The following is a 19,002-nucleotide window of genomic DNA, read 5'->3' as shown; positions in this document are numbered from 1 at the left end:
GGGCGGCGCCCGGGGGCGGTGTCTCTCTGCCATATTGGGGGCATGGATGATGCCGCGCCCACCACCGAGGAGCTCCGGGCGGCGCGGGCCGCCACCTGGGAGGCCGACGTCGTCCTGCGGGACGGCGCCGTCGCGCACGTGCGCCCGATCCGGCCCGACGACCGCCGGGCCCTGGCCGCCTTCCACCGCGGCCAGTCCGAGCGCTCGCGCTACCTGCGCTTCTTCGCCGCGATCCCGGAGCTCTCCGACCGGGACCTCGACCGCTTCACCCAGGTGGACCACGACCAACGGGTGGCCCTCGTGGCCGAGATCGGGGGCGAGATCATCGCCATCGCCCGGTTCGACCGCATCGACCCCACCACCGCCGAGGTGGCCTTCAACGTCGCCGACGAGCACCAGGGCCGGGGTCTGGGCTCGGTCATGCTCGAGCACCTCGCCGCCATCGGGGACGAGGTGGGCCTGGGCCGGTTCACGGCCGACGTGCTGCCGGAGAACCGGCAGATGATGAACGTGTTCACCGAGGCGGGCTACGAGGTGGCCCACCGCTTCGAGGACGGGGTCATCGCCGTCTCCTTCGACATCGAGCCCAACGAGCACTCGCGCGAGGTGCGGGAGTCGCGGGAGCAGCGCGCCGAGGCGCGGTCGATGGTGCGCGTGCTGCGGCCGGAGTCGGTCGTCATGATCGGTGTCTCGCGCCGTGAGGAGGCGATCGGGCACAAGGTGCTGGCCGAGATCGTGGCCGGCGGGTACCAGGGCCGGTTGGAGGTGGTGCACCCCGAGGTCGGCGAGCTCGCCGGCATCACCACCACCCCCAGCGTGCGGGAGGTGACCGGGCCGATCGACCTGGCGATCATCGCCCTGCCGGCCGACACCGTGCACGAGGTGGTGGCCGACTGCGCCGCCATCGGGGTGCGCTCGGTGCTGGTGGTCTCCGCCGGGTTCGCCGAGGCCGGGCCGGAGGGCGCCCGCCGCCAGCGCGAGCTGCTGCGGCTGGTGCACTACCACGGCATGCGCCTGGTGGGGCCGAACTCCTACGGGTTGAGCAACTCCTCCCCGGAGGTCTCGCTGAACGCCACCCTCGGGGCGCCCTCGGTGCGGGGCCGGTTCGGGCTCTTCGCACAGTCCGGGGCGCTCGGGGTGTCCGTCACCCAGATGGCGCGCCAGCGCGGCGTGGGCCTGTCCACCTTCGTCTCGGCGGGCAACCGGGCGGACGTCTCGGGCAACGACGTCATGCAGTACTGGATGGAGGACGACGACACAGCCGCCGTGGGGCTGTACCTGGAGACGCTGGGCAACGCGCGCAAGTTCTTCCGCATCAGTCAGCGGCTCTCGGCCAAGAAGCCGATCATCGCCATCAAGTCCGGCACCTCGGGCTACGGCGTGCCCCCGGGGCACCTCATCCGGCGCAGCCGCGCGCGACCGGAGGCACTGGACGCCATGCTGCGCCAGAGCGGCATCATCCGCGTGTCCAACCTGCACCAGATGTTCAACATCGCCCAGCTGGTGCTCCACCAGCCCCTGCCCGCCGGGCGCGGGGTCGCCGTGGTGGGCAACTCCACGTCGCTGGCGGCGCTCGCGGCGGACGCGTGCATGGGGTGGGGGCTGCAGGTGGCGCGCGAGCCGCACTCGTTGCCCCACGACGCCTCGATGGGGGAGATCGCCGAGGCGCTCCACGAGGCCTTCGAGGACCCCACCGTGCACGCGGTGCTCGCGGTCTTCATCCCGCCGCTGGTGGGCGACGGGCGCGACGTGGCACGCACGGTGGCCCAGGTGGCGCTGGACCACGAGAAGCCCTGCCTGACCACCATGACCGGCATGGACGGGGTGAACGAGACGCTCTCGGCCACGAAGGACACGCCCGACGGTCCGGTCACCGAGGTGGTGCCGGCCTACATGGTCCCCGAGGACGCGGTGCGCGCCCTGAACGCCGTGGAGCGCTACGCGGCCTGGCGGCGCAGCTCCCGCGGCGAGCTCGTGGCCCCCGAGGGCATCGACTGGCAGGCCATCGACGCCGCCCAGGAGATCGCCAGCGACGCGCTGCTCTCGGCCCCGGTGGGTCGGGAGCTGCGCCCGGAAGAGACGTCCGAGCTGCTGGCCGCCGTGGGTATCGAGCTGGCCACCGGCTCCGGTGGCGAGCCCGCCGGTGGGTGGCCCACCGACGCGGTGCCGCTGGTGGTGGGCGCGACGGAGGACCCGCTGTTCGGCCCGGTGGTCTCACTGCGCTTCCACGGCTCGACAGCGGCCCTCCTGGGCACCCCCTCCTACCGCGTGCCGCCGCTGACCGACGCGGACGTACACGACCTGGTGGATTCGCTCCAGGGCAGTCGCCTGCTGGCCGAGCGCGGTGTGGACCGGGCTGCCCTGGAGGAGCTAGTCGCTCGGGTGTCGGTGCTGGCCGATGCGGTGCCCGAGCTCGCGGAGCTGCAGCTGAGCCCCGTCGAGGTCACCCCCCGCGGCGTGGTGGTGCACGCGGCGCGGGCGACGGTGGAACGCCCCGAGGTGCGGCAGGACGCGGGGCGGCGGAGCATCTCCCGGTGACGGGGGCCCGGCTCGCTCCGGCAGGTCGTCGGTGCCGGGTGGCAGGATGACCCCCATGCTTGGACGCCCCCACGACGTGCCCGTTCCGGCGGACACCCTGCCGCAGGACCTCTCCGACGACATCGAGGCCGCCGGCTACTACCCGGCGCTCGTGGCCGACGTGGTGGCCACGGCCGTCGCCGGGCAGGAGATCCTGGCCCACCTGGTGCACCAGGAGGCCACCTTCGACACCGAGACCGTGCGGCGTCATCTGACCGTGCTGGTGCTGACCCCCGGCCGGCTGGTGATCGCCCACGCGGACGACCGGGACGCCGAGCACGTCGAGTCCGCCCCGGTGGCGATGGCGACGACCGAGACCGTGCCGTTGTCCCGGCTCCGCGGGGTGGTGCTCTCGCACGTCATGGCCAACCCGGAGAACTACGAGCCCGGCAGCCTGGGCCGCGAGGTGACCCTCACCCTGGGCTGGGGTGCGATCAGTCGGCTGGATCTGGTGCCGGCGCAGTGCGCCGACCCGCAGTGCGACGGCGACCACGGCTACGAGGGCACCGTCGCGGGCGACGACATCTCCCTGCGGGTCAGCGGCGAGGTCTCCGGGGCGCAGGCCGTGCAGCAGGCACTGGACTTCGCCCGCACCGTCCAGGCGAGCCTGGGCCGGTGACGCGCCCTCCCGTGAACACCCACCCGCTCCTGACCACCGACCGGCCCGACGCCGCCCTGGGCTATGGGCCGCAGGGCCTGGCCTCCTCGTTCGCCGGTCTCGCGGCCTCCCTGGGCGTCGACCTGCCGGGCGTCCCGGTGCGCGACCTGCCACGGGCCCACGGCGTGGTGAGCGTCCTGGTCGACGGGCTCGGCTGGTCGCTGGTGCAGCGCTACGCCGGCCACGCGCCCTTCCTGCGCTCGCTGCTGCAGGACACCACCCACTCGGTGCCCGCGGTCTGCGGCTTCCCCTCCACCACGGCCGTCTCGTTGGCCACCCACGCCACGGGTCTCGCGCCGGCGGTCCACGGCCACGTGGGGTACGCCGTCCGCGACCCGCACAGCTCGGTGGTCTTCAACCACCTGAGCTGGAAGGACGGGCCGGACCCGCTGACCTGGCAGGCCCAGCCCACCCTCTTCGGGCGCCTGGCCGATGCGGGGGTTCGCGTGGTGCGCGTGGGGCAGAAGAAGTTCGCCACCTCCGCACTGACCCGGGCCGCCCAGCGAGGCGGCACCTACCTGCCGGCCGACGGCCTGGCGAGCTGGACCGCCGCCGGGATCGATCTGGCCCGCCGGGCGAGTGCCGGCGAGCCCACCGCCGCCTACCTCTACTGGCCGGTGCTCGACCAGATCGGCCACGCCCAGGGGCCCGGATCGCTGGACTGGGTGGGTGCCCTGGAGCAGCTGGACGCCGCCCTGCGCGAGCTCGTCGAGGGCCTGCCGGCCGGGGTGCACTTCTCCCTGACGGCCGACCACGGCATGCTCGGCATCGAGCCGGACGGCGCGTTGCGCACCGACGACCCCCGTCACGCCCACCTGACCGATGGGGTGGCTGCCGTCGCGGGGGACCCCCGGTGCCGGTTCCTGTACCTGCCGCGCCAGGACGAGAGCCCGGAGGGGCGCCAGCAGGAGGCCGACCCCCATCGGGTCGCCGACGTGGTCTCGGCCTGGCAGGAGTCCGTGGACACCCACGCCCTCGAGGCGGGGCTGCCGGGGCCGGGAGCGGTGGTGGTCTCCCGCGCCGAGGCCGTGGAGAACGGCTGGTTCGGTGCGGGGACCACCCCGGAGAACCTCTCCCGCATCGGCGACGTGCTCGTGGTGGGCACCGACGTCACCTTCCTCGCGTTCGTCCCCGGGCCCGACAGCACCGGTCAGATGTCCCTCAAGGGCTGGCACGGCGGGCTGCACGCCGAGGAGCTGCTCGTGCCCGACCTGTTCGTCCCGGCCCGGTGAGCCATGGCTGAGCTCGCGTTCTTCACCGGCACCATGGACTGCGGAAAGTCCACCCTGGCCCTGCAGATGGACCACAACCACCGGGCCCGCGGCCGGCACGGGCTGGTCTTCACCTCCCGCGACCGTGCGGGGGAGGCCACCGTCAGCTCCCGCCTCGGCCTCCAGCGGGAGGCCCTGGAGGTGCACGAGGAGCTCGACTTCTTCGCGATGGTGGTGACCGAGGCCAGCAAGGGGCGACCGGTGCACTACCTCATCTGCGACGAGGCGCAGTTCTACACCGCCGCCCAGGTGGAGCAGCTCGCACGACTGGTGGACGAGCTGGAGATCGACGTCTTCGCCTTCGGCATCACCGCCGACTTCCGGGCCGAGCTCTTCCCCGGCAGCAAGCGGCTGCTGGAGCTTGCCGACCGCACCCAGCTGCTGCAGGTGGAGGCCCTGTGCTGGTGCGGCCGCCGGGCCACGCACAACGCCCGCGTCGTGGACGGGCACATGGTGCTGGAGGGCGACCAGGTGGCCGTGGGCGATGTGGCCGACGGCACCGAGCGCTCACCGGTGGTGGAGTACGAGGTGCTGTGCCGCCGCCACTTCATGCGGCGGATGACCTCCCACGTGGCCCAGGTCAGCTCCCCCGAGGGGGAGCTGCTGCCCTTCGACCTCGACGTCTGCGCGGTGCCACCGACCCGCTGACCGGGGTCAGTTCTTGGAACCGCCGAACATGATGTCGTCCCAGCTCGGCACCGACGGGCGGCCCTTGCCCCGGCGGGACTGCCGCTGCCGCGGTGCGATCGGTGCGGACTCGGCCTCCTCCAGCGGCAGCCGGTCGTCGCCGGAGGCCGCCGGCTGGTCCGGGTGCGGGGCACCCTGTCCCGCCGAGCCGGCCTGACCGCGTACCTCCTTCTCCTGCTGGTGGTCCTGCTCCTCGCGCTGGTCCTGCCAAGCCGACGCCTGGGGACGCTCCTGGCCACCGGACCCCGAGGCCTGGTCGGCCTGCTCCTGCTCGAGCGGGTCGCCGGCTCGCAGCGGGCGCTCGTGAGACACCCCGGCGCGCGCGGCGTGGCTGACCGGCTGGTGCTCGGAGCGTCCATGGTCCCCCTCCGGCTGCTGCAGCGAGTCCACCTGCTGGGCGGCGGAGTCGGAGTCGAAGCCGTCTTGCTCGGCCGTGCTCAGCCACCGGGCCTCGTCGTCCTGCGGGGACAGGGCCGAGGTGATGACGTCGAAGTGCCAGACCGCGCGCCGCTCACGGCCGCCGGCCTCGAAGGTCAGGCTCACCGCCCACGGGTTGCCGTCCAGGCGCCAGGCGTCCCACCACGCCTCGTCGGGGCGCAGCCCCCGCATCACCAGGCGCTCCTTGGCCCGCTTCTCCAGAGTGGGCGAGGGGCCGCGGCCGAAGGAGGGAAGGTGCACTGCCCGGGCCAGGGCGGCCACGTGCTCGCGCTCGGCCAGGATGGGTGCCTCGTAGCGGGAGACCTTGTCGGTGCTCCACCCGGACATCTCGGACACCTGCTGCGCGCTGGCGCCCGCCCGGATCATCGCCTGCACGTCGCGCGGCGTCATCGTGGTCTCCGCGGTGTCGGTGGTGGTGCTCGGGGTGGGCCCGGGGCGCTGGTGCAGGGCTGCCACCAGGGCCGAGGTGATCTCCAGCCGGTACTGCGTGCCGGAGGGTTCCTGCACGACCAGGTGGGTCCCGGAGTCGTCGACTCCCAGGAAGGTCAGCTCGTCCATGCGCACTCCTCGCCATCGGCCCGTCACCGCGGCGCGGTGGGGGTAACAGTCTGCCTGCCCCGCCGGCCGGGGGCTGCGGCGCCACGTGGCGACGCAGCGGTGCTCCGGTACGGGGCGCCTCCATCGCACCATGCCACGGCCGTCCGTGTCGCACCGGGGGACCACGCCGCGCCGTACGATGCCGCTGATGAATCCCTTCGATCCCGCGCTGGCACTGGCGCTCGACCTCATCGGGGTCTTCGCCTTCGCGGTCTCCGGGGCCCTGGTGGGGGTGCGCCGCGGGCTCGACCTGTTCGGGGTCCTGGTCCTCGCGTGGCTGACGGGCCTGGGCGGGGGGACCCTGCGCGACCTGTTGATCGGCGCCGTGCCCCCGATGGGGGTCTCGGACTGGCGGATGATCTCGGCCGCCCTGACCGCCGGTCTGCTCACCTTCGTCCTCCACGGTGGCGTGGACCGGTTGAAGCGCCCGATCCGCGTGCTGGACTCGGTGGGTCTGGCCTTCTTCTGCGTGGCCGGCACCCTGAAGGCGCTGGAGTTCGGGGTGGCGCCGGTGACCGCCGTGATCGTGGGCACCGTCACAGCGGTGGGCGGGGGAGTGATGCGTGACGTGCTGGCCGGGCAGGTGCCCGAGCTGTTGCGGCGCGAGCTCTACGCCTTCCCGGCCCTGGTGGGCGCCTCCCTCACGGTCGCCGCCCACCACCTGTACCGCATCGGTCCGGAGACGGTCTGGCCCATCATCGGGCTGGTCTTCGGAATCCGCATCGCTGCGATCGTGTTCGACTGGCACGCCCCCCAAGCCCGCCGCACAGGAGAATCCGGATGACCGACACCACCTTGTCCCCGTACGACGCCGTCCTGCTCACCTCCTTCGGTGGCCCCGAGGGGCCCGATGAGGTGCTGCCCTTCCTGCGCCGCGTGACCGCCGGGCGCGGGATCCCCGACGAGCGCCTGGTGGAGGTGGGGGCCCACTACTCCCACTTCGGCGGACGCAGTCCCATCAACGACCAGAACCGGGCGCTCAAGGCCGCCCTGGAGGCGGAGCTGGCGCGGCGCGGCATCGAGTTGCCGGTGCTGTGGGGCAATCGCAACAGCGAGCCCTTCCTGGCCGACACCGTCGCCGAGGCCGCCGCGGCGGGCCACCGGCGGCTGCTCGCCCTGACCACGAGTGCCTACTCGAGCTACTCCAGCTGCCGCCAGTACCGGGAGAACCTGGCGCAGGCCGTCATCGACAACCACGATGCGGGCGGCGCGCCGGTCCGCATCGACAAGGTGCGCCCCTACGCCCACCACCCGGGCTTCTCGGCGACGAACGCCCGCCTGGTGACCGATGCGGTGCGCCGACTCCTCGCCGACCACCCGCCCCAGGAGGTGGCGGTGGTCATGGTGACCCACTCGATCCCGGACACGATGGACGAGACCTCCGGCCCGGGCGACAGCGACGGCCACGTCTACCAGCAGCAGCACCAGCAGCTGACCGGCGCGATCGAGGACGAGGTGGAGGCGACCGTCGGGCACGCCCTGCGCACCGACCTCACCTACTGCTCCCGCTCCGGAGCCCCCCACCACCCGTGGCTGGAGCCCGACGTCAACGACCACCTGGCCGAGCTCGCGTCCGAGGGGTTCAAGGCGGTGGCGGTGGCCCCCATCGGCTTCGTGAGCGATCACATGGAGGTGGCCTACGACCTGGACGTCGAGGCCGCGGCCACCGCCGAGGAGCTGGGTCTGACGATGGTCCGTGTGCCCACCGTGGGGGTGGATCCGGAGTTCGTGGTGGGGCTGGTGGACCTGCTCGAGGAGCGGGCCGCCGAGGCGCGGGGCGAGGAGGTCACGCTGCGGCAGTGGCCCCCGTCGGTGCCCATGCCCTCGCAGTGCGCCCCGGGCTGCTGCCCCAACCTGCGCACCGCCGCGCCCGCCCTCTGCGGGGCGCCCGAGGAGCAGCCGGACGGGTATGCGGAGGCCACGGATGGCCTCTGAGCCCAACGATCCCAACGAGTCCAGCCGGCGCGGGCCCGGCCAGCCCGGCCAGCCCGGCCAGCCCGGCCAGCCCGGCCAGCCCGGTCAGCTCGAGCAGCTGGACCGCCTCGTCGCGGCCGTGACCGCCCAGGAGGTGGCCGGGCTGCGCGGCCTCGCTGCCCGGTTGGCCCGCGAGGCGGGGGAGCGCCTGGTGGCCGGGCGTCCCGAGGAGGTGTCCGTCGCTGACACCAAGTCGACCGCGACCGACGTGGTGACCGCGGCCGACCGGGCCAGTGAGCGCTGGCTGCGCGACGAACTGCGCCGCCTGCGTCCCGGCGACGCGGTGCTCGGTGAGGAGTACGGGGACGTCCCGGAGGAAGCCGCCGCGCCGTCCGCCTCCGTCCCGGAGGAAGCCGCCGCACCCGGGGACCCCGTCCCCGCGGGGGCTCCGGGGGCCGGGGACGGCCCGCGCCTGACCTGGGTGCTCGACCCCATCGACGGCACGGTGAACTACCTTTACGGCCTGCCGGCCTGGGGTGTGTCCGTGGCCTGTGTGGTGGGGGACCCGCAGGTGCCGGGGGCATGGACGCCGGTGGCCGGCGCCGTCAGTGCGCCGGTGTGGGGCGAGCTGTTCCACGCCGGCACCGGTCAGGGCGCCGTGGTGGAGGGGCCCCGGGGTGGCCCCCGCGAGCTGGCCGTGAGCGAGCCGTCCGACCCCGCCCAGGCCCTCGTGGCCACGGGCTTCGGCTACGCCGCCGAGCGGCGCGCCGTCCAGGGCCGCGTCGCCGCGGAGCTGCTGCCGCGCGTGCGCGACCTGCGGCGGATGGGCTCGGCGGCCATCGACCTGTGCTGCGTGGCCGCGGGCCGGGCGGACGCCTACTACGAGAGCGGCACGAAGGTGTGGGACCACGCTGCGGGCCTGCTCGTGGTGACCGAGGCAGGGGGCCGGGTCACCGGCCTGGACGGCTCCCCGCCCGGCGCGCCGATGGTGGTCGCGGGCGGGCCCGCGATGACGCGCTGGCTGCACGACGAACTGGTGCGTCTGGGCGCCTGAGCCGGGGGCGGAATGCCCCACGCCGTAACGGTGTTGCAAAAACTCCGCGGATGGGGCACCCTCCGCGCGTGCCACGCCAGCCGGACGTGGTGACACCCTCACTTTCAGGAGATGGCTGTGGCGACCGATTACGACGCTCCCCGCAAGAACGACGACGACATCGAGGCCGACTCGATCGAGGAGTTGAAGAACCGCCGCGGCGACACGAACTCCGGCAAGGTGGACGTCGACGAGACCGAGCAGGCCGAGGGTTTCGAGCTGCCCGGCGCCGACCTGTCCAGCGAGGAGCTGTCGGTCCGCGTGCTGCCCACCCAGACCGACGAGTTCACCTGCAGCTCCTGCTTCCTGGTGCACCACCGCAGCCAGCTGGCCTCGGAGAAGAACGGGCAGCTCATCTGCTCCGAGTGCGCCTGACGACCGTGAGCACTCCCTCGGCCCCGCTGCGGGTGGCCAGGCTGTCGCCGCGGGCCACCCTTCCCTCCCGGGCCCACGCCGGCGATGCGGGGGCGGACCTCCACGCAGCCGAGGAGATCACCCTCGCGCCGGGGGAGCGCGCCTTGGTGGGCACCGGCATCGCCCTGGCCCTGGAGCCGGGCACGGTGGGGCTGGTCCACCCCCGCTCGGGGCTGGCGGCCCGCCACGGCATCACCATCGTGAACGCCCCCGGCACGATCGATGCGGGCTATCGCGGTGAGGTCCGCGTGTGTCTGCTGAACAGCGACCGCTCCGCACCCTTTACGGTGAGGGTGGGAGACCGCATCGCCCAGCTGGTCGTCCAGCGCGTGGAGCTGCCCCCCATCGAGGAGGTCCAGGACGTGACCCACCTGGGCACCACCGACCGCGGCACCGGCGGGCACGGGTCCACCGGCCGCTGACCCGGCGACCGCACGCAGCACCGACGAGGAGACACCGAGGCACATGGCACTGTTCAAGCGGTCCCGCACCCCCCGCGACGCCGAACCCGCCCCCGGCGGGGGCGTCCGCGGCGCGGACCTCACCGACGACGAGCTGCGCGAGCTCGGCCTCTCCGCCGACGAGGTCGACCGCATGGGCGGCCTCGAGGCGCTGCTGGCCGAGGAGACCCCGGCCGAGCCGGTGGCCGAGGAGGCCGACGAGATGGGCTCGGCGCAGCGCGACATGCTGCGGGCCGAGGCCGAGGAGGCCGTCGCGCTGGGGCTGCCCCGCCCCGAGGGCCTGCGCGCGACCGGGCCGTACGACTCCTCCGAGGTGCCCTCCCCGCGCAACCGGGTGGACATGGGCTCCATCTGGGTGCCCGGGGTCGGCGGCATGCAGATGCGGCTGGAGTCCGACCGCAAGACCGGCGCCGTCACGGCCGTGAACATCCTGCTGGGCGACTCCAACCTGCAGCTCCAGGCCTACGCCGCCCCCATCTCGGGCGGCCTGTGGAAGGAGATCCGCGAGGGTCTGGTGGGTGGGCTGGAGAAGTCCGGCAGCCACGGCGCGGTCGTCGAGGGCCCGCTGGGCCCGGAGATCCACGCCCGCATGCCCCGCACGGGCCAGCTGGGGGCGGACCAGGCCAGGGCCAAGACCGCCCCGGTGCGCTTCATCGGCATCGACGGCCCGCGCTGGTTCCTCCGCGCCGTGATCTCCGGCCCGGCGGCCGTCGACCGCGAGAAGGCCGGCCTCATGTACGCCCTCATCAAGGCCACCGTCGTCCACCGCGACGACGTGCCCCGTGAGCCCCGCTCGCTGCTCCCGCTGGAGCTGCCCTCGGACTCGCCGGAGAACGGGTCGATGGCGGCGCGCAGCCAGCCCCGCCCGGGAACCGCACCGGCCTGATGGCCACCCCCATCCCGCCGGTGGAGCCGCGGGAGGCCGCGCTCGACGCCCCCGCGCAGTCGGGGAGCCACCCGGCCCCGACCGGGGTGGAGGAGACCGTCGAGGCGGTGATCCGCCACCGCCTGGCCGACACGCTCGGGGGCTGGCGCGGCTCGCTCGAGACGGCGCTGCCGACGGTGGCCTTCGTCATCTGGTGGCTGGCCCGCGAGGACCTCACCGGCGCCGTGATCGCCTCGGCCGTGGTCGTGGTGCTGCTCGCGGCGGCCCGGCTGCTCACGGGGGGCACCTTGCGCTACGTGGGCGCCTCCCTGGTCGCCACCGCGCTGGCCGCCTTCTTCGCGCTGCGCTCGGGCAACGCCGAGGACGCCTTCCTGCCCGGCATCCTGATGTCCGCTGCCTGGGGCGTGGTGACCCTGGCCTCGATCCTGCTGCGCTGGCCCCTCATCGGCTTCCTCGTGGCGATCGGCGACCCGCAGTTCGAGCAGCAGCCCACCCGCTGGCGCAGCTCGCGGGCGATGGTGCGGGTCTGCTCGCGGCTGACCTGGGTGCTGGTGGCCCTCTACGCCGTGCGCGTGGCCGTCATGCTGCCGATGTACCTGGCTCAGAACGTGGCGGCGCTGGGCGTGGCGAAGGTCGTCATGGGCTGGCCGCTCTACCTGGTGGCCGTCGCGGTCATGGTGTGGATGCTGGTGCGCGGACGCACCGCCGTCGACGACCGGCTCTGAGCGACCCCACTGGGTGCGCGACGGGGCCCGGCCGCCCCCGTGCCGCCTAGACTCCGGGCCATGTCGCGCCGCCAGAACCGTCCTTCCCCCCGGCAGTCGGACCTCGTCGGGACGCGGGCCGTGGTCGAGGTGGGGGAGGTGGCCCACGGGGGGCACTGCGTGGCACGGATGCCGGACGGGCGGGTGGTCTTCGTGCGCCACGCCCTGCCGGGGGAGCAGGTCGAGCTGCTGGTCACCGAGGGCGGGTCCGACAGCCGTTTCCTGCGCGCCGATGCGGTGCGGGTGCTGCGGGCGGCCCCCGGGCGGCGGGAGGCTCCCTGCCGGTTCTCCGGGCCGGGTGGGTGCGGGGGCTGCGACTTCCAGCACGCGACGCCCGAGGCCCAGCTCGAGCTCAAGCAGCAGGTGCTCACCGACCAGCTGCGCCGCCTGGCCGGGTACGAGGGGCCGGTGGAGATGCGGGCGCTCGAGACCCAGGGGCCGGCGGGGCTGCGCTGGCGCACCCGGGTGGAGTTCACCCTCGGGGCCGACGGCGTGCCCGGCCTGCGGCGGCACCGCAGCCACGAGCTCGTCCCGGTCGACGACTGCCTGATCGCCACCGAGGCGGTGGTGGGTGCTGCGGGGCTCGGCCGTCCACGCGGGGCCGGGGTCACCGGCATCGACGTGGTGGCCCCCGCGGTGGGGGACGCCGTGGTGGTGGAGCTGGGCCACCGAGGGCGGGTTCTCGGGTCCGAACCGGTCGTCCAGGAGCAGACCGTCTCCCCGGAGGGGGAGCCGCTCGCGGTCCACCTGGGGGCGCGCGGGTTCTGGCAGGCCCACCCGGCCGCCGTGCCCACCTACGTGCAGCACGTGCTGGCGGAGCTGGACCCGCGTCCGGGGGAGCGGGTGTGGGACCTGTTCAGCGGCTCGGGGGCGTTCACGGTGCCGCTGGCCCTGGCCGTCGGCGCCACCGGCGAGGTGCTGGCCGTCGAGGGGAGCGAGCCGGCGGTCGACGCGTGCGCGGCCGCGCTGGAGGAGCACGCCCCGCACACGGTGGCCGACCTGGTGGTGGGCGACGTGGCCGAGACCCTGGCCCGCTGGGAGGGCGGCACCGACCTGGTGGTGCTGGACCCGCCGCGCACCGGGGCCGGACCTGCCGTGGTGGAGGCGGTCGCGGCCAGCGGCGCCTCCCGCATCGCGTACGTCGCCTGCGATCCCGCGGCCCTGGGGCGGGACCTGGGGCACGCCCGCCAGGCGGGCCTCGAGGTGGAGCGGGTGGTCGGCTTCGACGCCTTCGGCACCACCCACCACCTGGAGGCGATCGCCACGCTGCGACGGGCGCGCGGGTGAGGTCTGCTATTATCTTGATGTCAAGATAAAAAGAGCGAGGTCATCCCCTCCCCGGGCGGCGGTCGAAGGCACCCCTGTCTGGACCAGAACCGTTCCGCGCCCCAGAATGGATGACGACGGCAGCAGCCCGTCCGCCCCGGCGGACGAAGGCGTGCTGGACCACCACCACCGTCGCCGGTCCGCACTCGTGCGGTCCTCGAGCGGCTCAACGAAGGGATTGGTTGTGAGCGACAGCTTCGGAGCCAAGTCGACCCTCGCGGTCGGCAGCAACGAGTACCAGATCCACCGCATCAAGGACGTCGAGGGCCTCGAGGGCGCCGAGACGCTGCCCTACAGCCTCAAGGTGCTGCTGGAAAACCTGGTGCGCACCGAGGACGGCGAGAACATCACCGCCGACCACATCAAGGCCATCGCGGACTGGGACGAGAACGCCGACCCCAGCGTGGAGATCCAGTACACGCCGGCGCGCGTGATCATGCAGGACTTCACCGGTGTGCCCTGCATCGTCGACCTCGCCACCATGCGCGAGGCGATGGCCGAGCTCGGTGGTGACGCCACCAAGATCAACCCGCTGGCCCCGGCCGAGCTGGTCATCGACCACTCCGTGATCATCGACGTGTTCGGCACCGCCGACGCCTTCGAGAAGAACGTCGAGATCGAGTACGAGCGCAACGAGGAGCGCTACCAGTTCCTGCGCTGGGGCCAGACCGCGTTCGAGGACTTCAAGGTCGTCCCCCCGGGCACCGGCATCGTCCACCAGGTCAACATCGAGCACCTGGCGCGCACCGTCATGACCCGTGAGGTCGATGGGGCGATGGTCGCCTACCCCGACACCTGCGTCGGCACCGACTCGCACACCACCATGGTCAACGGCCTGGGTGTGCTGGGCTGGGGCGTCGGCGGCATCGAGGCCGAGGCCGCGATGCTGGGCCAGCCCGTCTCCATGCTCATCCCGCGTGTGGTGGGCTTCAAGCTCTCCGGCGAGATCCCCGCCGGGGCCACCGCCACCGACGTGGTGCTCACCATCACCGAGATGCTGCGCGAGCACGGCGTGGTCGGCAAGTTCGTCGAGTTCTACGGCGAAGGCGTCGGTGCCGTGCCGCTGGCCAACCGCGCCACGATCGGCAACATGTCGCCGGAGTTCGGCTCCACTGCCGCGATGTTCCCCATCGACGAGGTGACTCTGGACTACCTGCGCCTCACCGGCCGCTCCGACGACCAGGTTGCCCTGGTCGAGGCCTACGCCAAGGAGCAGGGCATGTGGCACGACCCGAGTGCCGAGGCCCGCTACTCCGAGTACCTGGAGCTCGACCTCTCCACCGTGGTGCCCTCCATCGCCGGCCCGAAGCGCCCGCAGGACCGCATCTCGCTCACCGACGCGAAGGCCGCCTTCCGCAAGGCCCTGCCGGACTACGTCGGGGACGCCGGCGCCACGCCGGCCTCGGCCATGAGCAGCGAGGTGGACGCCGCCTCGGCCATGTCCTTCCCGGCCAGCGACGCCCCGGCCACCGACGGCCACACCACGGCCGAGGGCCACGAGATGGAGCGCCCGGTGCACGGGAACGGGGAGGCCGGGGCCGGTCGCCCCTCCAGCCCGGTGTCGATCACGCTGGCCGACGGGACCGAGACCGAGCTCGACCACGGTCACGTGGCGATCGCCTCGATCACCTCCTGCACCAACACCTCCAACCCCTCGGTGATGATGGCCGCAGCCATGCTCGCCAAGAACGCCGTCGAGAAGGGCCTGCAGGTCAAGCCGTGGGTCAAGACCTCGATGGCGCCCGGCTCGCAGGTCGTCACCGGGTACTACGACAAGACCGGCATGTGGCCGTACCTGGAGAAGCTGGGCTACCACCTGGTCGGCTACGGGTGCACCACCTGCATCGGCAACTCCGGCCCGCTGCCGGAGGAGGTCAGCGAGGCGGTCAACGAGCACGACCTCAGCGTCGTCTCGGTGCTCTCGGGCAACCGCAACTTCGAGGGCCGCATCAACCCGGACGTGAAGATGAACTACCTGGCCTCCCCGCCGCTGGTGGTCGCCTACGCGCTCGCGGGCACGATGGACTTCGACTTCGAGTCCGAGCCGCTGGGTCAGGACGCCGAGGGCAAGGACGTCTTCCTGAAGGACATCTGGCCGGCCGCCGACGAGGTGGAGAAGGTCATCGCCGAGGCGATCACCACCGAGATGTTCACCGAGGACTACGCCGACGTGTTCGAGGGCGACGAGCGCTGGAAGTCGCTCGAGACCCCCGAGGGCGACACCTTCGAGTGGGACGCCGAGTCCACCTACGTCCGCAAGCCCACCTTCTTCGAGGGCATGCAGGCCGATCCGGAGCCGGTGCAGGACATCAGCGGTGCGCGCGTGCTGGCGCTGCTGGGTGACTCGGTCACGACCGACCACATCAGCCCGGCTGGTGCCATCAAGGCCGACAGCCCCGCAGGCAAGTACCTGCAGGAGCACGGCGTGGAGCGCAAGGACTTCAACTCCTACGGCTCCCGTCGCGGCAACCACGAGGTCATGGTCCGTGGCACCTTCGGCAACATCCGCCTGAAGAACCTGCTGCTGGACGACGTCTCGGGTGGCTTCACCCGCAACTTCCTGGACGGTGGCGAGCAGACCACCATCTTCGAGGCCTCCGAGGCCTACCAGGAGGCGGGCGTGCCGCTGGTCGTGCTGGCCGGCGCCGAGTACGGCACGGGCTCCTCGCGTGACTGGGCCGCCAAGGGCACGCGCATGCTGGGCGTGAAGGCCGTCATCGCGCAGAGCTTCGAGCGCATCCACCGCTCCAACCTCATCGGCATGGGTGTGCTGCCCCTGCAGTTCCCCGAGGGTGAGACGGCGGAGTCCCTGGGCCTGGACGGCACCGAGACCTTCGACATCGAGGGGATCACCGCCTTCAACGACGGTGAGACCCCGAAGACGCTGAAGGTCACGGCCCGCAAGGACGGTGGTGAGGGCATCACCTTCGACGCGGTGGTCCGCATCGACACCCCCGGTGAGATGTCCTACTTCCGCAACGACGGCATCCTGCAGTACGTGCTGCGTTCGCTGGCTGCCTGAGCCACGCGGGTCCGCCCTGCGGGCCCGCCCACGCTGCGCCCGTCCCCACCGGGGCGGGCGCAGCCGCGTACGGGGCGCGACCCCGCCCCGCGATGCCGTGAGCGTCACCCCGGGAGCGTCCTGCCCCGCCCCTCGATGCGGTGAGCCTCACCCCGGGGGGTGTGCGTCGGTCCGCGATGCTGTCGGTGCCCGGCGTTATCGTGACGGCGTCCTGACCGGTCCGGCCGCGCAACGGTCCGCCGGTCGGACCTGAGCAGGGGCGCCGTGCCCCATCGATCCAACGAGGGAGGGGTGGTGTGAGCCCGGAACACCGTGAGCCGGAACTCGGCCGCCCCGTGCCCTCGGGGCAGCCCGTCGCCGGCTTCGGCTCAGGCCCGGCCGACTCCGGGCGCATCCAGGGCCTGGACGGCCTGCGCGCGCTGGCCGTCGGCCTGGTGGTGGTGTACCACCTCCTGCCGGATCGGCTGCCGGGTGGCTTCATCGGGGTCGACGTCTTCTTCGTCATCTCCGGCTTCCTCATCACCACCCTGTTGCTGCGCGAGGTGCGTCGCAACGGGTACATGAACATGCCGACCTTCTGGATGCGGCGCATCCGACGGCTGCTGCCGGCCCTGGTGCTGGTGCTGCTGGTGTGCACGGCGCTGGTGTGGATCGTGGACGTCACCCGCGGGGGAGACCTGCGGGTCGGGTTGGGGCGCCAGGTCCTCGGGGGGCTGACGTTCACCACCAACTGGGTGGAGATCGCGCACGGCACCTCCTACTTCGACCAGAACCAGCCCGTGCTCTACAAGCCACTGTGGTCGCTGGCGGTGGAGGAGCAGTTCTACCTGCTGTGGCCGCCGGCTCTGGCCCTGATGCTGGTGCTCTCCGCCCGCTGGCGGCCACGCCTGCTCATGGTGCTGGGCCTCGGGATGGGCTCGGCGCTGTGGATGGCGGTGCTCTACTTCACGGCCGAGGACGTGACCCGCCCGTACTACGGCACCGACTCCCACCTGTTCGGGTTGATGGCCGGGGTGCTGGTGTCCTTCTGGTGGATGTCCCGCGGCAGCTGGCTGCGGAGCCGGGCGTGGTGGCGGTGGCGGGGGCCGGCGGGTCTCGCGGCCCTCGCGGGCGTGCTGCTGCTCTCGCGGGTGATGCCGGAGGACCGTGCAGTCACCTACCTCGGGGGACTGGTCCTGGCCTCGGTGCTGACCGCGGTGGTCATCGCCTCGTTGCTGCCCGGGCGCACCTGGTTGCACACGCTGTTGGAGCTGCGGCCCATGGAGTGGGTGGGGGAGCGCTCCTATGGGCTCTACCTGTGGCACTGGCCGGTTCTGCTGCTGATGCTGGCGGCCCTGCCGGCGCAGGAGGCCGGGTCCCTGGGGTACTGGATGCTCCGGCTGGTGGCGGTCGTGCTGACGGTGGCCGTCGCCGAGCTGAGCTACCGCTGGGTGGAGACGCCCATCCGGAGGCAGGGCTTCCGGGCTTGGACGCTCGGCAGGGTGGAGGCGGTGCGGCGCAGCGCGCCGGAGTCCGCCCGCGTCCCGGTCACGCCGGCGCGCCTGGTGGCCGGTGGTGCGGCGACCGCGCTGCTGATGGGCGGTGTGGCCGTGGCGACGGCCCCGGACAAGACCGAGACGCAGCTGGCCATCGAGGCCAACGAGAAGGCGCTGGCCGAGCTGGAGCCCGAGGTGCCGGTGCCCAGTTCCGTGCCGGTCGAGACGGTCGGCCCCGGCGGCCCGTCGTCGTCCTCCGGCAGTGGTGCCGACCCGTCGGGGGAGTCCGGTGACGGAGAGTCGGGCTCGTCCGGTGACGAGCCGAGTGGGTCGGACGGCTCCTCCGACGACGGTTCCGCGAGCCCCGAGCCCTCCGAGCCGGCCCCGACCGCCTCGTCGAACGGCCCCGGGCAGGACGAGTCGGGCGAGGGCGAGTCCGGCCAGGGCCCGTCGGGTGAGGGCGAATCCCGCGAGGACGAGGCCGGGTGGTACGTGCCGCGGGGCGACCAGGTCACTGTCTTCGGGGACTCCCTGGTGGTCTCGAGCCTCTACGGCTTCCAGGACAAGTTCCCCGGGGTGCAGCTGGTGGCGAAGTCCAACCGGCAGTGGCCGGAGGGTCGGGCGCTGGTCCGGGCACACCTCGATGCGGGATCCGTGCGGGACTCGGTGGTGCTGTCCTACGGCACCAACGCCGGGGTGCGCGAGCCGGAGATCGTGCGAGAGACGCTCGACCTGCTTGGGCCCGAGCGGCAGGTGGTGCTGGTGAACCTGTACGGCAAGTCGTCCTGGATCGGGGAGTCGAACGACAACCTGCAGCAGATCGCGGACGAGTACCCGAACGTCGCCGTGGCCGACTGGCACTCCCTCGCCTCGGAGAACCCGGGGTACCTGCAGAGCGACGGTGTACACCCCGACATCGAGGGCGCCAACGCCTATGCCCTCCTCGTGAAGGAGACCTTCGCCGCGCAGGCGGGGGAGTGACGGGGCTGGAACGCGCGTCGGGGCGCCCATTGGATATCTGGTACGGATGTTCCATACACTGCAGGCATGACCTCAGGACCTCCCGGCTGGCCGGCCGCCGTGCGCCCCGTCGACGCGCCCGGGTGGCAGCAGGATGCCGTGAGCTGGCTGCTGGACCTGTGCCCGGCGGACTTCCGTGCCTACGACGGCTGGCGCCGTCACCCGGTGATGCTGGCGTGGATGGCCGAGCGACACGTGGCGGGCCAAGTGGAGGTGATGCGTCAGGCGTGGCGGGACGTCCGGTTGAACGTGGGGGTCCACGTCCCGCCGGAGGCCCTGCCCTCGCTGATGGAGCACATGGCCGCCGAGGGACGTCGCCTGGCGGAGGCCCACCGTGGCGCGGCCCTTCTCCGGGAGGCACTGCAGGGAGAACGATGGGCCCCGCGCCTCTAGACTGGG

At 72.9% G+C, this 19,002-nt stretch carries 16 protein-coding genes; 15 read left to right on the top strand and 1 reads right to left on the bottom strand.

Going from position 1 to position 19,002, the window contains the following annotated elements; genetic code table 11:
* Window positions 1-42: 42 nt before the first annotated feature.
* The 4 genes from KSED_RS07765 to KSED_RS07750 are packed head-to-tail and all read left to right on the top strand — an operon-like array spanning window position 43 to window position 5,154.
* On the top strand, window positions 43-2,538 hold the full coding sequence (locus KSED_RS07765) for a bifunctional acetate--CoA ligase family protein/GNAT family N-acetyltransferase (RefSeq protein WP_015779548.1): 2,496 nt from the start codon (window positions 43-45) through the stop codon (window positions 2,536-2,538).
* Between the two features lie 55 nt (window positions 2,539-2,593).
* Entirely contained in the window at window positions 2,594-3,196 is a 603-nt protein-coding gene (locus tag KSED_RS07760) for a DUF5998 family protein (RefSeq protein WP_015779547.1), read from the top strand.
* The gene (locus tag KSED_RS07755; RefSeq protein ID WP_081439792.1) at window positions 3,193-4,467 is read left to right on the top strand and encodes an alkaline phosphatase family protein; all 1,275 of its coding nucleotides are present in this window, start codon (window positions 3,193-3,195) and stop codon (window positions 4,465-4,467) included. Before KSED_RS07760 ends, KSED_RS07755 begins: the two co-directional genes overlap by 4 nt.
* A 3-nt stretch (window positions 4,468-4,470) precedes the next feature.
* Window positions 4,471-5,154 (top strand): thymidine kinase, encoded by a 684-nt coding sequence (locus KSED_RS07750; protein WP_015779545.1) that lies wholly within the window; start codon window positions 4,471-4,473, stop codon window positions 5,152-5,154.
* Window positions 5,155-5,160: 6 nt separating this feature from the next.
* On the opposite strand, the gene sepH is transcribed toward KSED_RS07750, so the two are convergent.
* Window positions 5,161-6,189 carry a septation protein SepH gene (gene sepH, locus KSED_RS13675; RefSeq protein ID WP_015779544.1) on the bottom strand — a complete coding sequence of 343 codons (1,029 nt, stop codon included), beginning with the start codon at window positions 6,187-6,189 and terminating at the stop codon, window positions 5,161-5,163.
* A gap of 187 nt (window positions 6,190-6,376) precedes the next feature.
* Here sepH and KSED_RS07740 point away from each other — a divergent pair, with 187 nt between their 5' ends.
* The 11 genes from KSED_RS07740 to KSED_RS07690 all read left to right on the top strand — a co-directional run bounded on the left by KSED_RS07740 (window position 6,377) and on the right by KSED_RS07690 (window position 18,996).
* The gene (locus tag KSED_RS07740; RefSeq protein ID WP_015779543.1) at window positions 6,377-7,012 is read left to right on the top strand and encodes a trimeric intracellular cation channel family protein; all 636 of its coding nucleotides are present in this window, start codon (window positions 6,377-6,379) and stop codon (window positions 7,010-7,012) included.
* The gene (locus tag KSED_RS07735; protein WP_015779542.1) at window positions 7,009-8,163 is read left to right on the top strand and encodes a ferrochelatase; all 1,155 of its coding nucleotides are present in this window, start codon (window positions 7,009-7,011) and stop codon (window positions 8,161-8,163) included. The genes KSED_RS07740 and KSED_RS07735 overlap by 4 nt, the downstream gene beginning before the upstream one ends.
* Complete coding sequence (locus KSED_RS07730) at window positions 8,153-9,196, top strand: inositol monophosphatase family protein (RefSeq protein WP_015779541.1); 1,044 nt, start codon at window positions 8,153-8,155, stop codon at window positions 9,194-9,196. Before KSED_RS07735 ends, KSED_RS07730 begins: the two co-directional genes overlap by 11 nt.
* A gap of 117 nt (window positions 9,197-9,313) precedes the next feature.
* Window positions 9,314-9,610 (top strand): DUF4193 domain-containing protein, encoded by a 297-nt coding sequence (locus tag KSED_RS14585; protein WP_015779540.1) that lies wholly within the window; start codon window positions 9,314-9,316, stop codon window positions 9,608-9,610.
* A gap of 5 nt (window positions 9,611-9,615) precedes the next feature.
* Window positions 9,616-10,071 (top strand): dUTP diphosphatase, encoded by a 456-nt coding sequence (dut, locus tag KSED_RS14580; protein WP_237699512.1) that lies wholly within the window; start codon window positions 9,616-9,618, stop codon window positions 10,069-10,071.
* Between the two features lie 43 nt (window positions 10,072-10,114).
* A complete protein-coding gene (locus tag KSED_RS13670) occupies window positions 10,115-10,996 on the top strand; it encodes a DUF3710 domain-containing protein (protein ID WP_015779538.1) in 882 nt (293 codons plus the stop codon).
* Window positions 10,996-11,721, top strand: coding sequence for a DUF3159 domain-containing protein (locus tag KSED_RS07710; protein WP_015779537.1), 726 nt, complete (start codon window positions 10,996-10,998; stop codon window positions 11,719-11,721). The genes KSED_RS13670 and KSED_RS07710 overlap by 1 nt, the downstream gene beginning before the upstream one ends.
* A gap of 60 nt (window positions 11,722-11,781) precedes the next feature.
* A complete protein-coding gene (locus KSED_RS07705; protein ID WP_041290900.1) occupies window positions 11,782-13,047 on the top strand; it encodes a class I SAM-dependent RNA methyltransferase in 1,266 nt (421 codons plus the stop codon).
* Between the two features lie 223 nt (window positions 13,048-13,270).
* Complete coding sequence (locus tag KSED_RS07700) at window positions 13,271-16,108, top strand: aconitate hydratase (RefSeq protein ID WP_015779535.1); 2,838 nt, start codon at window positions 13,271-13,273, stop codon at window positions 16,106-16,108.
* 296 nt (window positions 16,109-16,404) lie between these two features.
* The gene (locus KSED_RS07695; protein ID WP_015779534.1) at window positions 16,405-18,564 is read left to right on the top strand and encodes an acyltransferase family protein; all 2,160 of its coding nucleotides are present in this window, start codon (window positions 16,405-16,407) and stop codon (window positions 18,562-18,564) included.
* Window positions 18,565-18,630: 66 nt separating this feature from the next.
* The gene (locus KSED_RS07690; protein WP_041290899.1) at window positions 18,631-18,996 is read left to right on the top strand and encodes a hypothetical protein; all 366 of its coding nucleotides are present in this window, start codon (window positions 18,631-18,633) and stop codon (window positions 18,994-18,996) included.
* Window positions 18,997-19,002: the final 6 nt, after the last annotated feature.

The sequence above is a fragment of the Kytococcus sedentarius DSM 20547 genome (genome assembly GCF_000023925.1).
In the GTDB taxonomy this organism is placed as follows: domain Bacteria; phylum Actinomycetota; class Actinomycetes; order Actinomycetales; family Dermatophilaceae; genus Kytococcus; species Kytococcus sedentarius.
This window is presented reverse-complemented; position numbering and strand designations above follow the sequence as displayed.

Bases quoted from the DNA above. Each gene is read 5' to 3' on its own strand.
- KSED_RS07735 (WP_015779542.1), top strand. From the start codon at position 7,009: ATGACCGACACCACCTTGTCCCCGTACGACGCCGTCCTGCTCACCTCC.
- KSED_RS07760 (WP_015779547.1), top strand. From the start codon at position 2,594: ATGCTTGGACGCCCCCACGACGTGCCCGTTCCGGCGGACACCCTGCCG.
- KSED_RS07750 (WP_015779545.1), top strand. From the start codon at position 4,471: ATGGCTGAGCTCGCGTTCTTCACCGGCACCATGGACTGCGGAAAGTCC.
- sepH (WP_015779544.1), bottom strand. From the start codon at position 6,189: ATGGACGAGCTGACCTTCCTGGGAGTCGACGACTCCGGGACCCACCTG.
- KSED_RS07690 (WP_041290899.1), top strand. From the start codon at position 18,631: ATGACCTCAGGACCTCCCGGCTGGCCGGCCGCCGTGCGCCCCGTCGAC.
- KSED_RS07765 (WP_015779548.1), top strand. From the start codon at position 43: ATGGATGATGCCGCGCCCACCACCGAGGAGCTCCGGGCGGCGCGGGCC.
- KSED_RS07730 (WP_015779541.1), top strand. From the start codon at position 8,153: ATGGCCTCTGAGCCCAACGATCCCAACGAGTCCAGCCGGCGCGGGCCC.
- KSED_RS07710 (WP_015779537.1), top strand. From the start codon at position 10,996: ATGGCCACCCCCATCCCGCCGGTGGAGCCGCGGGAGGCCGCGCTCGAC.
- KSED_RS07740 (WP_015779543.1), top strand. From the start codon at position 6,377: ATGAATCCCTTCGATCCCGCGCTGGCACTGGCGCTCGACCTCATCGGG.
- KSED_RS13670 (WP_015779538.1), top strand. From the start codon at position 10,115: ATGGCACTGTTCAAGCGGTCCCGCACCCCCCGCGACGCCGAACCCGCC.
- KSED_RS07705 (WP_041290900.1), top strand. From the start codon at position 11,782: ATGTCGCGCCGCCAGAACCGTCCTTCCCCCCGGCAGTCGGACCTCGTC.